The sequence below is a fragment of the Methylobacter sp. Wu8 genome (assembly GCF_036440755.1).
GTDB classification, from domain to species: domain Bacteria; phylum Pseudomonadota; class Gammaproteobacteria; order Methylococcales; family Methylomonadaceae; genus Methylobacter_A; species Methylobacter_A tundripaludum_A.
Window position 1 is genome coordinate 112,258 of record NZ_JAZGVT010000069.1, and the last position, 22,143, is coordinate 134,400.

23 protein-coding genes and 3 tRNA genes are annotated in these 22,143 nt (G+C 49.3%); 14 read left to right on the top strand and 12 right to left on the bottom strand.

Annotation, left to right across the window (positions count from 1 at the left end; genetic code table 11):
- The first annotated feature begins 7 nt into the window (after window positions 1–7).
- From fliJ to waaA, 7 genes are all read left to right on the top strand, one after another.
- Complete coding sequence (gene fliJ / locus V3O24_RS13300) at window positions 8–466, top strand: flagellar export protein FliJ (RefSeq protein WP_331307596.1); 459 nt, start codon at window positions 8–10, stop codon at window positions 464–466.
- 32 nt (window positions 467–498) lie between these two features.
- Entirely contained in the window at window positions 499–2,151 is a 1,653-nt protein-coding gene (locus tag V3O24_RS13305) for a flagellar hook-length control protein FliK (RefSeq protein WP_331307597.1), read from the top strand.
- Window positions 2,152–2,395: 244 nt separating this feature from the next.
- Window positions 2,396–2,854, top strand: coding sequence for a 30S ribosomal protein S6 (gene rpsF, locus V3O24_RS13310; protein WP_104424166.1), 459 nt, complete (start codon window positions 2,396–2,398; stop codon window positions 2,852–2,854).
- 33 nt (window positions 2,855–2,887) lie between these two features.
- Window positions 2,888–3,115 (top strand): 30S ribosomal protein S18, encoded by a 228-nt coding sequence (rpsR, locus tag V3O24_RS13315; protein ID WP_104424167.1) that lies wholly within the window; start codon window positions 2,888–2,890, stop codon window positions 3,113–3,115.
- 60 nt (window positions 3,116–3,175) lie between these two features.
- Window positions 3,176–4,024, top strand: a complete 849-nt coding sequence (locus V3O24_RS13320) for a hypothetical protein (protein ID WP_331307622.1) — start codon at window positions 3,176–3,178, stop codon at window positions 4,022–4,024.
- Between the two features lie 46 nt (window positions 4,025–4,070).
- Window positions 4,071–4,520 carry a 50S ribosomal protein L9 gene (gene rplI, locus V3O24_RS13325; RefSeq protein ID WP_331307598.1) on the top strand — a complete coding sequence of 150 codons (450 nt, stop codon included), beginning with the start codon at window positions 4,071–4,073 and terminating at the stop codon, window positions 4,518–4,520.
- 68 nt (window positions 4,521–4,588) lie between these two features.
- Window positions 4,589–5,848 (top strand): lipid IV(A) 3-deoxy-D-manno-octulosonic acid transferase, encoded by a 1,260-nt coding sequence (waaA, locus tag V3O24_RS13330; protein WP_331307599.1) that lies wholly within the window; start codon window positions 4,589–4,591, stop codon window positions 5,846–5,848.
- A gap of 110 nt (window positions 5,849–5,958) precedes the next feature.
- On the opposite strand, the gene V3O24_RS13335 is transcribed toward waaA, so the two are convergent.
- Window positions 5,959–6,714, bottom strand: coding sequence for a flagellar brake protein (locus tag V3O24_RS13335; RefSeq protein WP_104424170.1), 756 nt, complete (start codon window positions 6,712–6,714; stop codon window positions 5,959–5,961).
- A 645-nt stretch (window positions 6,715–7,359) separates the two neighbouring features.
- Between V3O24_RS13335 and fchA the strand changes: the two genes are divergently transcribed.
- The 5 genes from fchA to V3O24_RS13360 all read left to right on the top strand — a co-directional run bounded on the left by fchA (window position 7,360) and on the right by V3O24_RS13360 (window position 9,246).
- The gene (fchA, locus tag V3O24_RS13340; protein WP_331307600.1) at window positions 7,360–7,989 is read left to right on the top strand and encodes a methenyltetrahydrofolate cyclohydrolase; all 630 of its coding nucleotides are present in this window, start codon (window positions 7,360–7,362) and stop codon (window positions 7,987–7,989) included.
- Window positions 7,990–8,121: 132 nt separating this feature from the next.
- Window positions 8,122–8,198: transfer RNA gene (locus V3O24_RS13345), tRNA-Pro, on the top strand.
- 5 nt (window positions 8,199–8,203) lie between these two features.
- A tRNA-Arg gene (locus tag V3O24_RS13350) sits at window positions 8,204–8,280 on the top strand.
- 23 nt (window positions 8,281–8,303) lie between these two features.
- A tRNA-His gene (locus V3O24_RS13355) sits at window positions 8,304–8,379 on the top strand.
- Window positions 8,380–8,796: 417 nt separating this feature from the next.
- Window positions 8,797–9,246, top strand: a complete 450-nt coding sequence (locus V3O24_RS13360; RefSeq protein ID WP_331307601.1) for a GNAT family N-acetyltransferase — start codon at window positions 8,797–8,799, stop codon at window positions 9,244–9,246.
- 29 nt (window positions 9,247–9,275) lie between these two features.
- Here the strand turns inward: V3O24_RS13360 and V3O24_RS13365 are convergent, their stop codons facing one another.
- From V3O24_RS13365 to nifB, 8 genes are all read right to left on the bottom strand, one after another.
- A complete protein-coding gene (locus V3O24_RS13365; RefSeq protein ID WP_331307602.1) occupies window positions 9,276–11,774 on the bottom strand; it encodes a methyl-accepting chemotaxis protein in 2,499 nt (832 codons plus the stop codon).
- A 162-nt stretch (window positions 11,775–11,936) separates the two neighbouring features.
- Entirely contained in the window at window positions 11,937–12,512 is a 576-nt protein-coding gene (locus V3O24_RS13370; RefSeq protein WP_104424174.1) for a nitrogen fixation protein NifQ, read from the bottom strand.
- 2 nt (window positions 12,513–12,514) lie between these two features.
- The gene (locus V3O24_RS13375) at window positions 12,515–12,865 is read right to left on the bottom strand and encodes a 2Fe-2S iron-sulfur cluster binding domain-containing protein (RefSeq protein ID WP_104424175.1); all 351 of its coding nucleotides are present in this window, start codon (window positions 12,863–12,865) and stop codon (window positions 12,515–12,517) included.
- Window positions 12,866–13,070: 205 nt separating this feature from the next.
- A complete protein-coding gene (locus tag V3O24_RS13380) occupies window positions 13,071–13,358 on the bottom strand; it encodes a 2Fe-2S iron-sulfur cluster-binding protein (RefSeq protein WP_104424176.1) in 288 nt (95 codons plus the stop codon).
- Between the two features lie 182 nt (window positions 13,359–13,540).
- Window positions 13,541–14,821, bottom strand: a complete 1,281-nt coding sequence (locus tag V3O24_RS13385; protein ID WP_331307603.1) for an FprA family A-type flavoprotein — start codon at window positions 14,819–14,821, stop codon at window positions 13,541–13,543.
- Window positions 14,814–15,236 carry an ArsC/Spx/MgsR family protein gene (locus tag V3O24_RS13390; protein ID WP_331307604.1) on the bottom strand — a complete coding sequence of 141 codons (423 nt, stop codon included), beginning with the start codon at window positions 15,234–15,236 and terminating at the stop codon, window positions 14,814–14,816. The genes V3O24_RS13385 and V3O24_RS13390 overlap by 8 nt, the downstream gene beginning before the upstream one ends.
- A 15-nt stretch (window positions 15,237–15,251) precedes the next feature.
- On the bottom strand, window positions 15,252–15,530 hold the full coding sequence (locus tag V3O24_RS13395; protein WP_104424178.1) for a 4Fe-4S dicluster domain-containing protein: 279 nt from the start codon (window positions 15,528–15,530) through the stop codon (window positions 15,252–15,254).
- A gap of 356 nt (window positions 15,531–15,886) precedes the next feature.
- A complete protein-coding gene (gene nifB / locus V3O24_RS13400) occupies window positions 15,887–17,377 on the bottom strand; it encodes a nitrogenase cofactor biosynthesis protein NifB (protein WP_331307605.1) in 1,491 nt (496 codons plus the stop codon).
- A 257-nt stretch (window positions 17,378–17,634) separates the two neighbouring features.
- Here nifB and V3O24_RS13405 point away from each other — a divergent pair, with 257 nt between their 5' ends.
- Complete coding sequence (locus V3O24_RS13405) at window positions 17,635–17,877, top strand: addiction module antitoxin (RefSeq protein ID WP_104424180.1); 243 nt, start codon at window positions 17,635–17,637, stop codon at window positions 17,875–17,877.
- A complete protein-coding gene (locus tag V3O24_RS13410) occupies window positions 17,877–18,149 on the top strand; it encodes a type II toxin-antitoxin system YafQ family toxin (RefSeq protein ID WP_104424181.1) in 273 nt (90 codons plus the stop codon). Before V3O24_RS13405 ends, V3O24_RS13410 begins: the two co-directional genes overlap by 1 nt.
- A 127-nt stretch (window positions 18,150–18,276) precedes the next feature.
- Here V3O24_RS13410 and V3O24_RS13415 read toward each other — a convergent pair whose 3' ends face one another.
- The 3 genes from V3O24_RS13415 to nifL all read right to left on the bottom strand — a co-directional run bounded on the left by V3O24_RS13415 (window position 18,277) and on the right by nifL (window position 21,842).
- Complete coding sequence (locus tag V3O24_RS13415; protein ID WP_104424182.1) at window positions 18,277–18,537, bottom strand: hypothetical protein; 261 nt, start codon at window positions 18,535–18,537, stop codon at window positions 18,277–18,279.
- 144 nt (window positions 18,538–18,681) lie between these two features.
- Window positions 18,682–20,223: a nif-specific transcriptional activator NifA gene (nifA, locus tag V3O24_RS13420; protein WP_104424183.1), complete on the bottom strand. Its 1,542-nt coding sequence runs from the start codon at window positions 20,221–20,223 to the stop codon at window positions 18,682–18,684.
- Window positions 20,223–21,842, bottom strand: a complete 1,620-nt coding sequence (gene nifL, locus V3O24_RS13425) for a nitrogen fixation negative regulator NifL (protein WP_331307606.1) — start codon at window positions 21,840–21,842, stop codon at window positions 20,223–20,225. The genes nifA and nifL overlap by 1 nt, the downstream gene beginning before the upstream one ends.
- Window positions 21,843–22,143 lie beyond the last annotated feature (301 nt).

A 22,143-nucleotide genomic window follows, 5' to 3' on the forward strand; every position in this document is an offset into this window, starting at 1 on the left:
GATATAAGTGAAAAAATCGCAGCGTATTAAAACGATTGTGGACATTAAAGCGACGCAGGAAAAAAACGCTTTGGAAGTGTTGGGTGCGGTTCAGAGAAAGCTCCTGACCATGCAAGCTCAAGTTCAAGGGTTGAGAAGCTATCGGCAGGAATATCAGGATAGATTCGATCAGATGGGCGTTAAAGGCGTCAATGTTGCTCAGCTCCTGGAGTTTAGGTCGTTTATTGAGAAGCTGGATAAAGCAATAATGGGCCAGGAACAAGTGCTGATTTCAATTGAGGCTGAAGTAATGGCCAAAAGAAAAATTTGGGAAGAGTTACATCATAAAACCCAAAGTCTGCAAAAGGTTTGTGACTCGGCCTTGGTGGTAGAAATGAAACAGGAAGCAAAACGGGAGCAGCAAGAGCAGGATGAGCGGGCGTCCAGGATCGGGCGGAATAATTCAAATGGCACGGGAAATGCTTAGTTAGTATACGCAGAATCTCAGGAGAATTGATTATGAATATTGAAAGTGCAAATCTATCATCTTTGCCACCAAGCATCGCTCCAGTTGCAGGCATCGGTGTTGTTGAAGGCATGTCGCAGCCTTTGCCTGATGGTGTTGTTTCTGAAGGTTTCTCCGGCGCATTAGTGGCGCAACTCGAACTGTTAAATAACATAAAAACCGGGGATACAGCGCCTCTACAAACACCGGATCCCGCTGTCAACAGTTTGCCGGTCGTTACCGAATTATCTGTAGGCAGCAGTGATGTGCAAGATTTTGCCGCTTTGTTGGGCAATGATTTGCCGCCGACTTATAAAACAAAAGACGATGCCGATCATGAGGCTGCATTGGGTGCGGTAACTGATGTATTAAAATATATTACTCTGGGTACCACGGCTGGAGAAAAGGCGGCTGAGGCTGAGAAAAATATAAAAGATGTCATTGCAATGGCTACTCCGGTCCAACAAAACATTGAGGGTACAAATGCTGCGGTTGTTCCGGTCCTGGAAAACAAGACATATGCAGTTGCAGTTTCAGAGGCTGTCCCCGCTCAGCAAAACATGACAGTTGCCGAGGCTGTCCCCGCTCAGCAAAACATGACAGCTGCCGAGACTGTCCCCGCTCAGCAAAACATGACAGCTGCCGAGACTGTCCCCACTCAGCAAAACATGGTAGCTGCCGAGGCTGAGCAAGGCATAAAAAATATTGTTGGCATGGGTGTTCCTGAGCGAACCGATTTGAAACAGGTAAATGATAAGCCAAGTAGAGCGCAGATTGGCGAAGAGGCTCAAACGGCAGAGGAGGGCGGTGATCACGTAGCTGAAGGCTTGGTGGCGGCCGTTATTCCTCATCCAATCATAATGTCGGTTGAGCAAGGAAAATCGGTCAGTAATTTGACGCCTGCGGATGTAATTGATGAGGTTAGCGGCAATGGGTTGTTGTCGTATATCAAGTCATCGATTGTTGGGAGCGCTAAATCGGATCAGTCTGCGAAGGTAGTCGACGATACTTTGCAAGGCGAAGCGGTTTTTCGGCAGCCGGTTCAGGAGAAACCGGGCTTTAATTTAAAATATGCTGAGGATATCGGCAAAGGGGAAAATGTTAAGGGGCGGCTAGTGCCAACTTTAGCTGGAGAAAAAACTTTGCCTGGGGGGGCTGGCGACATAAGCCAACTTAATCGGCCGGTTATTGATCATAAAACCGAGGCTCCGGCAATGACCAAACCGATATCGCATCCGGAATGGAATAAGGATTTGGGGGAGCGGATTGTGTGGATGAACAACAGAGCGATACCTGCGGCAGAGATTAGGTTAAATCCACAACATCTTGGTCCCATATCGGTTCGTGTTGATGTTGCCGACGATCAGGCGACAGTTGTGTTTACTGCGCAACATGCGGCGGTAAGAGAAGTTCTTGAGGCTTCCATTCCCAAACTGCGGGAAATGATGAGCGCCCAGCAGATCAATCTGGTAGATGTAAATGTTTATCAAGGGGGGCATTCCTCAGATTCGGGGCGTTCACAAGCACAAAACTTTGCTCAAGGCTTTGCTGATAGCCAGAGACAAGGTGGCGCGGGTGCGGCTGCCGATGGGGTTGATAATGTAGAGCAAGAAATTGAAAGTGGGCGTGCCGTAGTCAGCAAGGGCTTGTTGAGTATATATGCATAATGAAAAATAGGCTGGTAATTGTCGAGGCGGCTATGAAGCCGCCGTATTCGCGGCTTAAAATTGGCGGGCTATGCTGAGTTATTTGAATACCTTTCTTTCGCTTATAGTGTTGTTTCTCAATGCCGCACTTTCCAATAGCTAAAAAAACATCTATAATGCGCGGTTCTTAGGGGCTGTCTGCCCCTCCTTGCTTCACCACCTCTAAATAAAATAGAGGGGGAGGCTTAACCCGAAAGGAAAAATCATGCGACATTATGAAATTGTCTTTTTAGTTCATCCTGACCAGAGTTCTCAGGTTCCAGCGATGATTGAGCGTTATAAATCAACCATCGAAACCGCTTCCGGTAAAATCCATCGTTTGGAAGACTGGGGTCGTAGACACCTGGCTTACCCAATCAATAAAATTCATAAAGCGCATTATGTGCTGATGAATGTTGAGTGCGATCAAGCTACTTTGGAAGAGTTGGAAAGCGGATTCCGTTTCAATGACGCCATTTTGCGTAGCATGACTTTGTTGCAAAAATCGGCTATTACTGAGCCATCTATCATTGCGACCTCAACAGCCGAGGAAAATAAAGCGGCTGAATCAAGAGCAAAAGATGCGGCGGCTAGAGAAGCAGCGGCTGCTGCAGACAGCGATGATGAAATTGATTTGGATGACATCGACGAAGATTTTGACGCCGACGCACTCGCTTCTGAATAAAAACCTTTAACACTTGGATTTACGAGAATTATTATGGCACGTAACATTAGACGCAAAAAATTCTGCCGGTTCAGTGCAGAAGGTGGAACAGAGATCGATTATAAAGATCTTGATTTATTAAGTGATTATATTACTGAAACCGGTAAGATTGTCCCTAGCCGCATTACAGGAACCAGCGCCAAATATCAACGGCAGTTAGGCGTTGCAATTAAACGCGCTCGTTTTATTGCACTGTTGCCTTTCTGCGACGCACACAAATAATACGCTGGATGATCGGTGGGCTTTTTAGCTGAGTACATTATGCGGGGGAGGATGCAAGCTATGGTAGTGGCTTGCACTCTGGTATTAGTGTCGCTGGTCATGCCTCCAGTGAGTATAGTAAGTTCAGCCTCTGTTGCTCTCGTTACCTTAAGGCGGGGAGCTATTGAAGGTTTAATTGTTTTAGCGTGTTCAACTGCGGCAGCGGGGATATTTGGCTTTTTTCTGTTGGGCAATTACCAATTTGTACTGTTGTACGGGATGGTGTTGTGGGTTCCTGTCTGGTTGATTTCAATCGTTTTAAGAGAAGGGCGGTATTTATCCCTGGCGGTTGAAATTGCGGTATTGATTGGCGTTATGGGGGTTGTTGGTTTTTATCTCTATGATGCCGAGTCGGCAACGATGTGGAAGAATATACTTTCACAAATGGTGCCTCCGAATGCCCCTGTTGAAGATGTCCAGCATACCGTGGACGTGCTTTCCCATTACATGACAGGAATAGTTGCCGCTGCGGCAGTGTTTGGCTTGCTGTTCGGCTTGTTTCTGGGGCGGTGGTGGCAAGCTTTGCTCTATAATCCGGGTGGATTTAGGCAGGAATTTTTGTCATTAAATACGCATCCAAGGTTGGCAATAGGCAGTATTCTAGTGATAGTTGTTGCATCATTAAGTTCCGGTGTAATTTCTGAGGTGTCGTGGAATATCGCGATTTTGCTGTTTGTGTTGTACACATTCATCGGAACCGCAGTATTACATACCTTATTCGCTTCGATGAAAATGGGCCGATTTATAGTGCCGATGTTTTATGTGACATTATTTTTGATACCCCATGCGATGCTGCCGGTTGCTTTAGTTGGACTGGGCGATACGTGGATGAACTTGCGAAATAAAATTTCGAATCAATACACGTCTTAATGGCGTAAAAATAGCCGGATAAAATCCGATAATGAGGTAATAAAAGATGGAAGTTATTCTTCTTGAAAAGATAGCAAACTTGGGTAACCTGGGCGATAAAGTTGTCATTAAGTCAGGTTATGGCAGAAACTATCTTCTCCCGTACGGTAAGGCCGTTGCCGCAACAGCTACTAAAATTGCTGAATTCGAAGCGCGTCGTGCAGAACTTGAAAAGGCGGCGGCTGAAAAGTTGAGCTCGGCTCAAACCCGTGCAAATGCGCTGAGCAAGCTTCAGGTTGTCATTACTCACAAAGCCGGCGATGAAGGCAAGCTGTTCGGTTCGGTCGGCACGCAAAATATCGCTGACGCCATCACCGGCGCTGGCGTTTCGGTTGAAAAACATGAAATTCGCTTGCCTCAAGGCGTTATTCGTCAAATCGGCGAATATCAGATCGACATCATGTGCCATACCGATGTTATTGTAAAAATGCCTATTACAATTGCTGCTGAAGCATAATAGTTAAAGGCCCAAGGCTAAAAGACGAAAGGTTGTCGGGTGACTTGCAACCTTGAGTCTTTTTAACTATGCGAGCTTTTTATTCCTGCCTTTTTTACCTGTTAATCCCCTTCATAATAGTTCGCCTGGTCTGGCGAAGTATTAAAGCGCCCGCTTATCGACACAGATGGGGCGAGCGATTCGCCATTTATAATAAAAAATTCCCCGAGCATGTCATTTGGTTTCATGCGGTTTCTGTGGGTGAGGCTGAAGCGTTATTCCCGTTAGTTAAGCAAATACAGCAAAAGCACCCCGATGCAAAGGTGTTGATTACGACCACAACACCTACTGGATCGGCCCGTGTTAAATCTGTGATGCAAGACAGCGTGGAGCATGTCTACCTGCCTTATGACATACCCAGTGCAGTGAATCGGTTTATGCAGTGTTTTAAGCCGCTCATAGCCGTCATTATGGAAACCGAGATTTGGCCTAATATTTTTGCCTCCTGCGGCGAGCATAAAGTTCCTTTGTACATTATTAATGCCCGCTTATCGGAAAAATCGGCGTGCGGCTATCAAAAAATTCCAGCCCTGATTTCTCCAGCGTTAGCCCGCGTTAAGCTGATTGCGGCGCAAACTCAGGAAGACGCGACTAGGTTTATTGCTATTGGCGCAAAAACTGAAACGGTTAGAACGCTAGGGAACATAAAGTTTGATATTGAAGTTTCGAGTGACATTATTGCGCAGGGCCTGCAATTAAAGGCTGATTTGTTTAATGGTCGTTTTGTTTGGCTGATTGCCAGCACCCATAAAGATGAAGAGATAATATTTCTTGAAATCTATAAAAAAATAAAGCAGAAAATACCCGAATTGCTACTGGTTATTGCGCCGCGACATCCCGAGCGCTTTGTCGAGGTGAAAAAACTGTGTGAGCAGCATCAGCTGGCTGCGGCGATACGTACCTCCAACGAAGGCTGTGACCAGCATATCGATGTCTATCTTGCCGATACGATGGGTGAGTTAAAGATGCTTTATGCAGCCGCTGATGCGGCGTTTGTCGGCGGCAGCATGGCACCTGTTGGCGGGCACAATATTCTTGAGGCCGCAGCGGTTGGAACTCCGGTCTTGTTTGGTCCGTATATGGCGAATTTTAAAGAAATAGCTGAAGGGGTATTGCGTGCGGACGCGGCGATACAATGCCGGGATGAGAACGAAATAATTAGCGCGATTATTGCCTTGTATGCAGATTCCGCATGCAGACAGTCGTTGGCTGAGAAAGGCAAGGCGTTCGTTCGGCAGAATCAGGGCGCGATCACTAGAATTGTGGATATTCTTAATCAGGATATTTAAAATTAATGTATGGCCCTTATTTATTTGTATGCCGTGTCTGCTTCGCCTTATGTGTCATTCTCGGTCAATCTGTGCATGTGAGCTTGCTCACTTAAGATGAAAATAAAGCTTCATTGATAATAGAAGTCGATTTGGTTTATGAGGTGTTGCAATGCAGTATCAAGGCGATATGAAGGTCGTTTGAGTTCGCAGCCAACACGATTTATTTGCTTGGAGTGCTTGTAGGTAATGGCTCTGGTGCTGACTATTTCAAAGCAGGCCTGGAATACACTTTTATCGGGTAGGACGATATTGCATTCTGCGATGGGGGCAGGATAATGATTTTCAGCTTGATGAATATAGGACAGGCCTGTAACGCTAATGTCGGCTACATTAAAGTACTCGGCCTGATTTTTATACTGTATTTTAACTGGGATGTTGATGGGGACTTTTACCCTTCGAGCATTTCTTCGTTGCACCCATTCGATGCTTTGGGGAATACGGGCTTTAAAGTTGAATACGGCGTCTTCGCTATGTCCGCTTAAGTCACTTAATATAAAGCTAACGGCTATGCCTTCAAAATCGGCGGAGGCTACCAGAGTGGTTTGTGTGAGCAAATCCTTATTAAATCGTTCGTTTTGGAATCCGCCCAGAAAAATATGATCCTCTTCGATACAGGCAATGGTTGTTAAAAGTGTGCTTGCTGCAAATTTTCCAGGGACTTTAATAGATAACAAGATGTGTTTACTAAGCAGGTGGTTTAATTTTTTCCTGATCTCTTCCCGGTCGACAACGGTGTAATTATTGGTCTCATTGAGCGCAGTTGCCGGTTCAAAGATATTTTTATGGCGTGGCGTTGCGTGGTGGTTTGATTGAAATAATAGCATTAAATTTCTCCGGCCTCGGTCTGGTAAAGTGCAATGCCGTTATTCAGGCAAGAATTTAGCCATAATTAAAATAGATATGTTTTTCATGTGTTTATTTTATTGTCGGCTTGACGTGAGCGCTGTGAAAAACTTGCATGAGTAAGTGACGCGGCAATATTTAGCCTACTGGATACGCTAAATAAGGGGTAAGCGGCAAAGTGAGGTTGGACTTTTGACGAGTAACAACATAGCTCGTTCTGTTGTGCGATACCGATTTTTATAGCGTGAAAAAACCTCCCAATACCTTGCGGCAGGGAGGCGAAGTAAGCAGCTTATAATGAGAGCGATCTGCTTGCAGGTTCAACACTAGGAGGGAGGGCTGATCATTTTGCGCTTGGCAATTTTATGTTTTGGACGCTTATGATAATAAACGGTCATGCCGAAGTTATTTGTGTGCTATTGCTCAGAATTAGATATTTGGGGGGCGCGCAGGTTGTTGCGCCGTTTGAAGACGCATTAGTGACAGAATCGCCTGGGGTTACGTTATATGGCCTGTTCAATCTGGCACGCTGCGGGCGAGCATAGTGCAATCAAGCCTTTATTTTGAGGCTAACATTCTTTTTATACTTTTACTCTACCTGAAACATTGATGAGAGACGCTATACCATGAATGAAATAAAAAATAAGTCAGTTCAGTCTTTTATTGACGGGTTGGCCAGCAAAGCGCCTACTCCGGGTGGGGGTAGCGCCGCGGCGGTAATGGGCGCGCAGGCGGCCGCGTTGATCAGCATGGTTTGTAATTTGACCATAGGAAAGCCTAAGTATGCTGAAGTCGAAGGTGAAATGCGGGTATTGCTGGGAAAATCGGAAGCGTTACGTGAGACGCTGACCGGCATGATTAAAGCCGATATTGATGTTTTTGATCGATTGATGGCGACATACGGTTTGCCGAAAGATTCCGATGAAGAAAAGGCGGCGCGTAGCGCGGCCATTCAGGCCGTATTAAAGGAAGCTACCGTCGTGCCTTTGGAATGCGCGCGCGCTTGTGCCGAAACGATTGCATTGAGCCGAATCGCCGCAGAAAAAGGTAACCTAGGCGTGATCAGTGATGCAGGTGTTGCCGTCATGGCAGGTTATGGCGCACTGAAAAGCGCGGCGTTAAATGTTTATATCAATGCGGGCAGTCTTAAAGACAGGGGGTTTGCCGATGAGAAATTAGCCGAACTGGAAGCTATTTTGAACGGTGTTGACGTTGCGGTAGAAGAAATCTATCAAATCGTTAAAACCAAGCTGTAAGAATTAAAGATTGTTTTAATAAATTGACATATATAACGAAAAAAATGTTGACGATATTGGGAAGTGTCGTTATTATAGACAGCTCTTCAGGAGTGGTTGGAAAGTTTTAACAAGCCATTAAAAGGAGATTGTCGGGGTATAGCGCAGTTTGGTAGCGCGCCTGCTTTGGGAGCAGGATGTCGGGAGTTCGAATCTCTCTACCCCGACCAATTTAGCGCTTGTAGCTCAACCGGATAGAGCACCGGCCTTCTAAGCCGGGGGTCGCAGGTTCGAGTCCTGCCAAGCGCACCATTCGTAGAAAATCCCATATTATGGTGAGCGTAGCTCAGTTGGTAGAGTCCCGGATTGTGATTCCGGTTGTCGCGGGTTCGAGCCCCGTCGTTCACCCCATTGAAATACATACTCTGATGTCGTTTGTATAGCGCTTGATTCGCTTCTACTGACAATCAATCTTTTAATTCTGGCATCATATATGATTATCGATAGCCGGATGTCCTCTCGTTTATCCATTTTCGTATCTTCGACGTTTTTCAGTTTCAAATGATGAAACCTAAACGGGTTTTTATTGCACCGGGTTCAAGAGGGGTATTCATCAGTGGTTGCCACTTACTTTTAAATCCACTTGACCTACTAATACAGTTTGCGTTTATTTCTCCCGGTAGTGCTGTATCGCACTGACGTTGACGAGTGAACAAAAGGCTATCCCATTCAATCGTTATATCGCCGGACAGCCCAGCGTTTTCTGGTGTCGCACTAGCGACGGTGGCACAATAATGTTTTGGTTATCAAGAAATAGCGGCTGCAACGATGCAAATTACTCCTGCAAACCTTTCAGATATTCCGGCGCTTTGCGAGTTGCTGGAGCTCCTGTTTACCCAAGAAGCGGACTTCAAGCCGGATCGGGATGCACAAAGCCGCGGCTTGTCTCGCATCATTGGCAATCCGGAAGTCGGGCTTATCGTCGTCGTCCGTCAAGGCGGCCGGGTTGTGGGCATGGCTAACCTTCTCTATACGGTGTCGACTGCGCTCGGCGATCGCGTTGCGCTATTGGAAGACATGGTGGTTTCTCCCAACGCTCGCGGTTCCGGCATAGGCTCCCGGCTTCTGGAGCACGCCATTCAACTTGCGCGCTTGAACGGGTGTAAACGCATTACCTTGCTGACAGATCGCGATAATGAGGCTGCACAACGCTTTTATCAAAGGCGCGGCTTCGGTTTGTCGGCCATGATTCCTCTGCGTCTTTCACTCAGCGAATAGATCGCAAGGTATATTGTTGCGATAGTGGATTAAAAATCCTCCCAATCGTCACTACCGGCAAGCTGTAGCTGCGGCCTCTGGCTTGCCGGTGAAGTTCTGCCGGGTGCGGTTTCTTTTCGCGGCTGGACTGAACTAAAGGAAGTGTCCAATGTCCAGGAAGAGACGTTGCCGGAAATGTCAGGCAATCGCTCTATGTATTGCTCTACCCCGGCAACGGCTTCGTGTGTTGCTCTATCTCCTGCATCCATGCCGTCGCGCGGAATCCGTGTTGTCGAGCGTGAGTTGCCGCCCAATTTGAAGTGCTCCACCGTAAGCGCCAGGTTTTGCGTTTGCTTTTCCAGCGATTCAGCCGCCGCTGCGGCTTGCTCCACCAGGGCGGCATTTTGCTGGGTCACGTCGTCCATTTGGGTAATGGCCTGATTCACCTGTTCGATGCCGGAGGTTTGTTCGATAGAAGCCGTGCTGATTTCGGACATGATGACGGTAACTTCACGGATAGCCGTCACGATTTTTCCCATGGTTAAGCCGGCTTGGCCGACCAGTTTACTGCCGTCTTCAACCTTTTCCACCGAATCGCTAATCAGATTCTTAATTTCTCCAGCTGCGGCTGCGGCGCGTTGCGCCAGGTTGCGCACTTCACTGGCGACAACAGCAAAGCCGCGACCTTGCTCGCCGGCCCTGGCCGCTTCTACGGCGGCGTTCAGCGCGAGGATGTTGGTCTGGAAGGCAATGCCGTCTATTACAGAGATAATGTCAACAATCTTGCGCGAAGCCTCGTTAATGCCTTCCATTGTGGTCACGACTTCATTAACCACTTCAAGCCCTTTGCCGGCGATGTCCGAGGCGCCGGCGGCAAGCTCGTTGGCATGTCTGGCGTTTTCGCTGTTTTGCTGCACGGTGGAGGTCAGCTGCTCCATGCTGGCGGCGGTTTGTTCCAGGCTGGCGGCCTGCTGTTCTGTGCGGTGCGACAGGTCATTGTTGCCTGAAGCAATTTCCTTAGCCGCTGTACTAATGGTATCGGAAGCTTCCTTGATTTGATTGACAATCTCTTTCAGTTTTTCCACGGTGAAATTGGAGTTATCTTTAAGTTGACCGAAGATGCCGGCATAGTCGCTGGTGATGGTTTCGGTCAGATCGCCATGAGATAGGGCGGCAAGGATGCGCACCACTTCATTCAGGCCGGTAAAACTGATCTCCATCAGCTCATTAACGCCCTGCGCCAATTGCAGAAAGAAGCCCTCTTTATCTTCTTCGTTAATGCGTTGGTTGAAATCGCCTGATACAGCGGCGCTGACCACTTTGGCGACTTCCTGCTCGATAGCCACTTCAGCGGTGCGATCTTTCCATTCCACGACGACGCCGATTCTTTCGCCGCGGTCATTGTTGATGGGGTTCGCAACCAGATAGAAAGTATGCCCTGCAATGGTAATCTCGCTTCGAAAAGTCGAGTCCAATTGCGCAAGTAATGCTTTCTGATGCGCCGGATTTTTGTGGAAAGAGTCGATGCTTGCCCCCATCAGTTTGGCTGAATCAAAATGCGGAATGGACTTGCGGATGTCGGCTTCCGCCAGCCGCATCATATTATGTACCGCCGGGTTCATGTAGATGATAGTGTGCTCATTGTCGGCTACGATCACGTTTGAACTGATGCTGTCCAAGGCGGTCTTGATGCGCAGGGCTTCGTCGCGTTCTTTGCGGTCTGCCGTCATGCGCTCAAGCAATTGTTGTTGCATGTTTTTCATGGTTGCCAGCAAGCTGCCGCTATCGCCCCGTTTAATCGCGATGGCGTTATCCAGTTTTCCGGCGGCGATGTTTCTGGCTAAATCCGCAACGTCACCGGGCTCGCCGCCCAACTGACGGATAATGCCGCGGCTGATCAGTACCGTCAGCGCGATGGCCGCCGCAATGCTGAAAGCGAAAATGGCGGCCAGGACGGTGCCGTACCAGAGGATGGTGTCTCGCGCCCGCATCTCATCCTTTGCATTGCGTGCAGTCGTAAGCCGCACCACTTCATCGATAGCGGCGCGATGCTCTTCATAAGCGTGGCGCATGTTTTGGAGGCTGGCCAGCGATCCGTTAAGGTCTCCAGCCTGAATGGCCGGTAGAAAACCCTGCCCGGCCTCATTATAAAAGGCTTGCGCTGCTTGGTAGGAGCCTTGCAGTAATGGAGTCTGGACTTCCTGTTCCAACGATTGGCCTAACCAATAGCTATGACGGGACTCGTATTCCGTTTTTAGCGTTTGAAAGCGCGTCACCAAAGCACTGATTTCGGCAGGGTCGTTGGTTTGGCTCAGTTGCAGTGCGACCAGATAGGATTCGATGATGTATTCAGGCGGCGGCAGGACATCGGCAATAATATCCTTGCCCTGGACAATACGTTGATAAATCGGACCATTAACATTAAGCGTATTCATGGCCTTGAATGTTGCGAAACCGAACAGCAAAAAACCGAAGACCAAGGTGATCAAAATTACCGCAAAACGCATTTTGATGGTTAACTGCCCAGAATTTTTTATGTTATTTCGCATGACGGTTTCCTGTTTTCATGATGATTAGGCGTACTAAGTAGTAAACATTTCAATCAGATCCATGCCCTGGTGGGACATGATTTAGCGGCCTTAACGATTTGATTGGTCTTTAGGACTCATTATCAGCGGCAAAATGTGCGGCGGGTTTGGCGATTTATCTTTCTATTCTTCAGAGCCGTAACATTTGGGATAATCGATGCACACATTACAAGACGGCGCCCGGCACAGATACAGGCCTTCCGCTTCGCAAAGCTGTTTGTACAGGAACTTTTTCCATTTCATGTCCTTGTCGTTTTTTGCGGCCAATTCCGGGAAGTTGCGTTGCAACATGGCGCTCAATTGCGAGCGCGACCAGAGGCCTAAATCCTGCCACAGGTGATCGCTGCCCAGGCAACCGGCCACGATTATGCCTATGATCCAGTCCGTTTCGACAATATCGGCGTTACTGAATTGTTTTAACAGCGTAACCAGATCATCTCTTTCCAGCATCCGGCTAAAGTCCAGCTTGCTGCCCGACGGCGCTTGTTCAGGAAGGTTGCGACCCGGAAAAAAATGTTCTGTTAACGCATGAAACTGCTCGCACTCCAACCCCAGATAGTCGGGTAAAACGCCTTGTCCTCCGCACCAGCTGGCGACCATGCAGGCCAGCCATTCGTGATTAGGATTAACCGTGGATCTGGATTTTAACTGGGAATAAATCCGTTCCCGGTCATCCTGGAGCTGGAGCGCGGCAGACATGATTAATATTCGACCAGAATATCTTCATCCCTGACTATCATCTGGCAAGCCAGACGCCAGGGCGAAGGTAAATCGTCAATAATCATTTGTTCCATTTCTTCTTTGCTGATTTTGCCGTTAGCTTGCAATACTGATTTCTCTTTTTCAGTTAAAGGGCCGCCCATACGTTGGTGTTTGTTATCGATACTGCTGACTTTCACCACACAGGTGCCGCATTCGCCGTCCTCGCATTCATAATTGATCGGGATTTTGTTTTCCCTCGCCAGTTTCAACAATGTCTCTGTGTGGCTGCCTGCAACGGCATAGACGGTTTTGTCCCGGTATTCGGGGTTTGAAAAAGTAATTAAAGCCATGATTTACTCCTTATAAGTGTGATGTGCTGTTGCCTGGTTCTGTTTTAGAACCCCGGCGTTCGTTCTTAATACCTGAATCCCCGAGCAAAAGCGTCGTAGCCATTTTGTAGGAGCGGGCTATGTCCACGATCGGTGGCAGCTGTGCGGGCATGGCCCGCTCCTACGGCAGTGTGACGCAAAAGCATGGGTATGAGGTCGCGTGTTTTTAAACCGGCTTGACCCTGATGGTTCCGCCCAGCACCTGAGCCTGACAAGCCAATCGGTTATGTTTACCGGCCATGTTTTCACGCAGGACTTTATCTTCGAGCACAGACGGCTCGGTCAGATTGTTCCAGCCTTCCGTGACTTTCATGATGCAGGTACCGCAGTCGCCTTCACGGCAGCCGTAAGTAATGCCTGAACCGACCTTTTCGGAAATTTCGATAATCCGCGTACCGGCGGGTGCCGAAACGGTAACGTTAATGTCTTCAAAGGTAATTGACGCTTTCGCCATTGTGACTCTCCTGATGTGTTATAAAAAATACGGTTACTTACTTAAGCCCGGACAAGCAACAGTTAAGCCGTTCGTGGTGAGCTTGTCGAACCATGAACGGCTTAACCGTCCACCCTTCGACAGGCTCAGGGCGAACGGTTAAGACTAATAACTTGTCCCGCCTAGTGAGAAGCCAAAAAAAACTAAGCAAGATCGGCCATATCGATCACTTTGGGTTGCCTTAAACCCATCAGATCCTGAGCCATGTCATGCCCGAATTCACGACAGATTTGGATTTCTTCTTCGGTCGGAATTAACTTAATGCGTATCCCCGGAATGGGCACACGCAACTTGAGACCGCGCAAGCGGTCCTCAACCATTTTCACGCCTTCTCCGGTCCAGCCGTATGAGCCGAAAACGCCGCCCAGCTTCGATTTGAGATTGATCACAGCCAGAGAAGACAATAAATCCCACACCGGTTTAACCGCATCGCCGTTGATGGTCGGCGTACCGAACAGGATGCCGTCCGCGCCTTCGATCAAATCGACAAACGGCGTTATTTCGCTGCCTTCCAGGTCGTACAGGGAGACGCGCACATGTTCCACGGCCATTGCGCCTTCATAAATGGCTTCGGCCATGCGCCGCGTGTTGCCGTAGGAGCTGATATAAAAGATCAGCAGGGTTTTTTCGCCGGCGCTGATTTCGCTTTGCAAAGCCGGGCTCGATAATTCACGATAGCGCTGCACATAGCGTTGCGGCTGATCACGCAATAGGGGGCCGTGCGCAGGCAGGATTTTATTCAGCGGTAGCGGCTCAATCAGAGTCAGAGCCCGGTTTACATACTCTTTAAACGGACGCATGATGTGGGCGTAGTAATATTCGAACGAGAAGCGGAAATCCCCGACTTCATCGTTGAACAATCGCGTATCGCAAAAATGACAGCCGAACACATCGCCGGAAAATAATGTTTTTTCTTCCACTAAATAAGCGCATTGGGTATCCGGCCAATGCAAATAAGGGGTGTGAAAAAACGTTAAAGTACGGTCACCCAACGACACCTTGTCGCCGGTCATTACCGGCGTAAAATCAAACGCATCCTGTTTTAACAGGGCTTTGAGCATGGATTGCGCTTTCTGAGAAATGTAAAGCTGGGCTTGCGGCGCACGGCGCATCAGTTCAGGCAATGCGCCGGTATGATCGGGCTCCAGATGATTCAGGACGATGACCTTGATTTCGTCATAGTGCGCTACCGATTCCAAACGGGCGAAAAAATCACCGGCAAAATTTTCTTTGACAGTATCGATGATTGCAACGCCTGCATCGCCCCTGACGACATAGGCGTTATAACTGGTTCCGTTGGCGGTTTTTAAAATGATGTCGAAAGTGCGTAGCGTGGGGTCGAGCGCGCCGATCCAATGAACGCGCTCTGAAAGCCGGACTGCCTGGGCGACGCCGTCAACAGTTAAGACCGGAGGTTTACTCATGACCGCAGCTTGCTTGTGCAAGCGGGCGAGGGCAGCTTTCCAGATCCTGATCGGACTCGGCTGCTTTTAAGCCGATCCAGCTATCTACCGCCTGTTGATCGAAGCCCGCCATCAAACTGTTACCGACTTGCATTAACGGGCGGCGTATTAACAGCGGATTTTCCAGCATCAGCGTCAGGGCTTGTTGCTCTGTCAGCTTACCGGGATCAATCTCGCCCTGTTTGATCGCCGGTGCGCTGACATTGAACCAGTCCCGTACCGCCAGTTCACCGAAGAAAGCGCGCAAGCGGTCTGCTTGCCAGGGTTCGGTCAACAGATCTACAGCCACGACCTGATGACCCGCTTCGGCTAACAATTTCTTTTGCCGGGTGTTGTTAATACAGCCGGGCTTTTCATAGAAATAGACGGTAGCCATCGGATGCGCCCTCAATTAGTGGGACTGTAACTCGGCCATTGCTTCGGCCATTTTTTCCGGCGGAATGCCTGTTAAAGAACCGGGCGGGTTAATAGCCAAGCCAAGCGAATCCAGAATCGCGCCCTCAATCGGGCAAATGCTGGCGCATTGGAATACGGGAAAATCACCCTCGCATTCGGTGCATTTTTTGCTGTCGACCAGAAAATGCGGCTTTGCTTCGTAAATGGCGTTACTAGGACAGACCGGCTCGCATGCAAAGCAATTGACGCAGGATTCAATAATTTTTACTGCCATGACAGGCTCCTAAGGAATGGTAATCAAACATCGGAAGACGACCGGCCAATCCGATACTTTGACTTAAGCAGTGTAAAGCCTCTCCAGAGGGAGAGGGTTGGGTGAGGGGAAATCAACTCAGGAAAAAGTCTATTTTTATCCCTCATCCCAGCCTTCTCGGCAACCGCTCCTGCGTTGCTCTACTACCTATATCCATATAGGCATCCCTGAGGGAGAAGAGGCGTGTGTTCTAAAGTTAATCGGGTCGACAAGGCGGGACGGGGTTTGCAACCCCGTCCCTAACGTTTCTACGATTTAACTAACCTCAAATGTTTCGGCCGGGGCAACATGGCCCCGGCCAGCTTTGCGACGTTAACCTACGCACTGGCTCTAACTGAGTCTTGGGCCTCATCCAACTTACCCGCAGCCGCCATCTCTTTGTAAACCGCCATCACGGCTTCTTCGATAGGTTCCATCGCATGTTCGCCGTTCGGTTGAATTCCGGCGGCTTCCAGCTGCTCCCAAGGCTCATAACCAACTTTCGAGCACAGCACCGCCTCGCATCCGGCCAAAGCGCGGATGGTCACTTGCAAAGTGCTTTCGCCGTCGCCGCAGGTGGTATCGCCGCCGCAATACTGGTCGGCTTTGCGATGACTGATAAAACGCACGCCGTCCGGCGAAGCTTCATAAATCAGGAATTCCTTGGCATGGCCGAAGTGCATGTTAATCACGCCCTGGCCGCTGGTGGCGACCGCCATTAATACCGGACGCGTGGTCAGCTTGGGTTCCTGTTTATGCTGCTGCGCCTTTTCGGCTTTTTCCAACCGCTTGCTGTCCATTTCAGCCTGTATGGCTTGATGAATCACCTTGCGTTTTTCCATCGCCGCCTGGTAATCGATTTCCATGTCCTCAATCTTGTCCAGCGTAAACTCGTCGCCGCGATCCTCGCCCAGCATGCCCACCGCATCGGCGCGGCACTGACGGCAATGGCGCATCATATTCATGTCGCCGGAACAGCTGTCTTGCAGGTCTTGCAATTCATCGGGAGTAGGGCCGCGTTGTCCCATCACGCCGTAGAAAGTGCCGTGCTCGGCTTCGGCGATCAGCGGCATCACGTTGTGCAAAAACGCGCCTTTGGATTTAACAACCTTGCTGACTTCGGCCAAATGCTGGTCGTTCACGCCGGGAATCATCACCGAATTGACCTTGACCAAAATGCCTTTCGCAATCAGCATTTCCAGGCCTTTTTGCTGTTGTTCGATCAGGATTTTCGCGGCTTTTACGCCTTTAATACGTTTGTTCTTCCAGTAAATCCACGGATAGATTTTCGCGCCGATTTCAGGATCGACGCAGTTAATCGTGATCGTGACATGATCGATATTGTGCTTGGACAATTCCTCGACCGCATCGGGCAGCGCCAGGCCGTTGGTCGATACGCACAATTTAATATCCGGCGCTTCCTCGCTTAAACGGCGGAAGGTTTCGAAGGTGCGTTCGGGATTGGCTAACGGATCGCCGGGGCCGGCAATGCCCAGCACCGTCATTTGCGGAATATTGGCCGCCACCGCCATAGTCTTTTTAACCGCCTGATCCGGCGTCAGTAATTCGGAAACCACGCCGGGACGCGATTCATTGGCGCAATCGTATTTACGGTTACAGTAATGGCACTGGATATTGCAAGCCGGAGCGACCGCGACATGCATTCGGGCGAAATAGTGGTGGGCGTCTTCCGAATAGCACGGATGATTCTGTACCTTCTCCCGTATCGAATCAGGCAATGAATCCATTTGATTGTCGGTTGTACCGCATGAACTGGCTGAACAGCCGCCTTTAGTCGCAGGGGCGTCGTTTAATACTGGTAATTGCATCGGATTGGCCTCGTAAGTTGCGTTTACTAAAAAGCAAATGCACAGGTCGTGCCAACGATAGTATTGTGCTTTATGTTGTTGATTTATATATTTTTTGTGTTTTAGGAATGAGCGGGGTTGTTGTAAATGCAACAGTCATTTTTTTAGGTGTTGTAATGAATGGCACAAAGCAAACGTTTCACAGATACTCCTTGCATACCTATCGGATACCTGTTTAGAATGAAAGCGATTCATTAATCACCCGAGCGAGGCTCAATATGGCTAAAGAAGTACAAATGTCGATTAAGATGGAGCAGGATTTGCGCGACCGGTTTATGGCCGTGGCGGCAGAACGCCATCGACCTGCCGCTCAGATCATTCGTGATCTAATGCGCCTTTACATCGCAGACAGCGAAACCCCCAACGCATTGACTGCCGACACGATCCGCAAGGCCCGCAAAGGTGAAGAAGTGTTCAACGCTTCCAGTCCCTCTGACCTATTCAAACAATTAGGCATCTGATGCGTTCGGCGAGCTATACCGGTCAGTTTAAGCGTGACGTGAAGTTAGCCGAGAAGCGTGGTAAGGATATGGACAAATTGCGTTATGTTATCGGTCTGCTGCTGGCTGACCAAGCTCTCCCGCGTGAGTTTGCCGATCACCCATTGAAAGGAGAATGGAAGCCAAGCCGCGACCTTCATATTGAACCCGATTGGATCTTGATTTATTGCGTGGATGGTGAAGCAGTTCGCTTCGAGCGTACCGGCACACACTCCGATCTTTTTGGTCAATGACCGAGCGTAGGCTATCGTCGCAGTTTTGCATCATTGTTGAGCACGCCTGTTAGCGGGAACGTCTTTCTGCTTTCCAAGCCGGATTGGGAATCAGATAAAATGCGCTTTAGGGTTACAAAAACCAACCTCAAGCTACGTCGTAATACCAGTCCAAAAGCTCTTCCCCGCCCCAGTTTTCGGCATCGGGAGGGATGGTTTCATCGGTTTCGTATAGCGTCATTTGTCCGGGTTTGGGTGAGGTTACCAACAAGCTTTCTGCATAATCGACTGAACAGCCTTGTTTGCCGGTTTCGTCCTTTAGCCATTGCGCCGCCATAGCGATGGCGTCTGTCCGGGTTTCGCCAAAGCCGAAAACGGCGTAATCGTGTTGCACGTATAAAATGGTCATTGTTGCTCCAAATACTTTGGGGAATATCTAAACAAGTTGATTCCGTTCATGGTTCGACAGGCTCACCACGAACGGAATCAACTTGTTATCGGTTCGTCCTAAATCTTTCGACTACGCCCAGGATAGCCTTGTCGAAAGACTTAATCAGATTTGCTTCATGGTAATATCCAGCGTCATAATCCGGTAAGCAATCTGTCTCGGCGTCATATTCAGCAGGCGGGCGGCTTTGGCTTGCACCCAGCCGCTTTGCTCCAACGCGGCAATGACCCGTTCCCGGTCGTCCATGTTTTCATCGTTAAAATCAACTGCCGGTGTTTTTTGCGGTTTAAGGCTGATAGCGGTGCCGATTTCGTCTTCCAGGCCGGTGCTGACCATCACGTCGCGGTCGATGATGCCGTTCGGACTCATGATTGCGGCGCGTTCCAGCCGGTTCGCCAGTTCGCGGACGTTGCCGGGCCAGTTGTGTTTCATCAATATGCGTATCGCGCTCTCCTTGATTTCCAGTGGCCGGCCGCCTTGCTGCTGCGAAATCCGGTTGAGCAGGAATTCGGACAGCTGCGGGATGTCCTCGGTCCGGTCGCGTAATGGGGGCATATGGACCGGCATGATATTAAGCCGGTAATACAAATCCTCCCTGAATTTGCCTTCGGTGACTTCTTCTTCAAGATTGCGGTTGGTCGCCGCAATGATGCGCACATTAACCTTGATGGTTTGAGTGCCGCCGACCCGCTCGAATTCGCCCTCCTGCAATACGCGCAGCAGTTTGGCCTGGAACGATGCGGAAATCTCGCCGATTTCATCAAGAAACAGGGTGCCGTTGTCGGCCAGTTCAAAACGGCCTTTGCGCTGGCTGACCGCGCCGCTGAACGCGCCTTTTTCGTGGCCGAACAATTCGGACTCCAATAAGGTGTCGGGCAGGGCCGCGCAATTGAGTTTTAAAAACGGTCCGCCAGCGCAGCCCGAGTTAAAGTGGATCGCATTGGCGACGACTTCTTTACCGGTACCCGATTCACCGCGGATTAATACCGTGGTGTTCCATTTTGCAACCTGACGAATTAAATCGAACACTTTTAACATCGGCGGCGAATGACCGATGATGTTCTCGAAGCTGTAGTTCTTGATCAGCGCTTGTTTGAGCTGATCGCGTTCGCTGAGCAGATGGCGCTGTTTGCGTTCGATGAGCCGCAGCATTTTGACGCTTTGCGCTATCAGGTTGGCAATCATCTCCATGAACCGGGCGCGCTCGCCCAGAAATTGGCTGTTATCCGGCTGTGCGGCCAGTACGCCGATGGTGTCGCCTTCTTCGATGTAAATCGGCGAGCCGATAAACGGCAGTTCGGGATCGTACAAACCCAGGCGGCCTAGAAAACGCGGCTCTTCGGACACTTTTTCAATGACGATGGTGCTGCCTTCATCCAGTATCGCGCCCATCAGGCCTTCGCCGGGGTTGTAGCGGACCGGCTCGGTAAATTTACTCGCGCCGTCGGTATGGACGACGCTGACGATCATGCTGTTATTTTCGATTTCCCGCAGCGTTATCATGCCGGAACGCATGCCCGACCGTTTGTGCAGGATCTCCAAAACCGCCTGTAATTTTGCATGCAGATCGTGGGTGCTGTTCAATACCTGGCTGATGATATACAAGGTATCCAGTTCGGCTTCGATCAGTTGTATGCGCTCGGCCATTACTCCACCCCCTTAAATACCTGCTTGTGCAGAGGGAAACTGATTTTGAACCGGCATCCCCGGTCGCAATCCGGGTCTATTTCGATAAAGCCCTGATGCTGGTTGACGATTTCCTTTGCCATAACCAGACCCATGCCGGCCTGATTGCCGCCCATCGGGCGCGTGGTGTAGAAAGGTTCGAAGACTTTGGCGCGTTTTTCAACCGGAATACCGGAACCGCTGTCTTCAATACAGACATAAATCAACTCGGCATCGGTATCGGTGGTGATCTTAAGCCGCTGTTCCGAGCCGTCCGATTTGCAGACCGAATCAATGGCGTTATCGATCAATTGCTTGAACAAGATGCGCAGGCGGTTCTCGGAACCCAGCATGGTCGGCAATTGGGCAAGCGGCTGCCAATGTACCTCTATATCGTTACTACAGATCCGCTGGTTGTTCAGTAACAGCACTTCATGCAGAATCTGGTTCAGGTTAATCGGAATGACCGCTGTTTGCAGAATCTCGGGAATGCATTTTTGCATGGTAGCCACCGCTTCTTCACCGGATTGCTGAATCTGCTGCAAGATTTGCAACAGTCCGGCGTGTTGATCATCCCCCTTGTGCCGCAAAATCTGTTCGGCCGCCCTGATTTGGTTCATCGGCATCTGAATTTGGTGCATAGCGCCCAGTAAGGTTTCCCTGATGCCGCGCACCCGCTCATCTTCGGCCATGATGGTTTTTAATGTCTGAATATGCAGCTCTTCCATCTGTCTGCGTTGCCGGGTGATGTCTGTCAACGTCAGTATCAGGTACTGTTTGGATGCGTTCTGGAAAAAGGCGTCGGCATTGACTTCATTTTCTACAAACCAGTTTCCGGCGCAAGAGAACCAACGGATTTTATGGTTGCCCTTGCTTTCCACTTTGAATTCACGGTTACTAAAGCCTTGCTCTTTGCTTTGCAACTCCGACCATAAATCGCCCATTTCATTGCGCAACAGTTGCAGGAAATAAGTGGCGGGCTCGCCTTTATCGAGGTCGCTGACCAACGCTTTGTAATTATGGTTATCCAGGATAACCCTGTCCCGGTCATCGAGTACGACCATCGCGATAGGCGATGAATTAATGACCGACTCGATCAATAGTTTTTGGTTGACGACCTTTTTTTCGGATTCGTAGGATTGGGTAATATCCCTGTGCATGCCGATGTAGTGGGTGATTGCCCCGGCTTCATTCAACATCGGTGCAATGGTCAGATCGGACAGATAGCGCTCGCCGGACCTATGCCGGTTGCACAAAGTTCCGCGCCATACTTTCTTGGCGCTGATCGTGCGCCATAAATCGTAATACACCTCTCTGGGCGTGCGTTTGTCCGATAACAGCGATTCGTTTTCGCCCAGAATATCCTCGGGCCGGTAACCGGTGACGCGGCAAAACTCTTCATTAACATAAAGAATTTTAGCTTTTTTATCGGTGATGGAAATGGCTATCGGCACCTGTTCAACCGCTTCGACAAACAGGCTGTAAAGCAGTTCGTCGCCTTTATTTGCGTACCCTTCGCCAAATAAATCAGGTACAAGCTCACCGATGACGCTGGTCATGTTGGTATGCGTTTGTAAAAATCGCAATGAAGTTTTTTTCATAAGTTATAGCCGCTGTGATGGGTCTTTAAAATTACTTAAGCAAATATAGAGCCAACATTAATGCTCCGGTTTTTTCGTTGCTACGTGTTACGACATGTTGTAGGAGCGGGCCATGCCCGCGAGATGGAGGAGCAGTAACGCTGTATAGTTGCCCAATCGCGGGCTCGGCCCGCTCCTACTGCTGAATCATACGGGTGCAGATTGATGGTCTGAATAGTCAGCGGGATCAAAATCATGAGCCATTGTAGGATTTGCGACAAAATATTTTTATCGATGTCGGTATGTATCACTTCCAACAGCA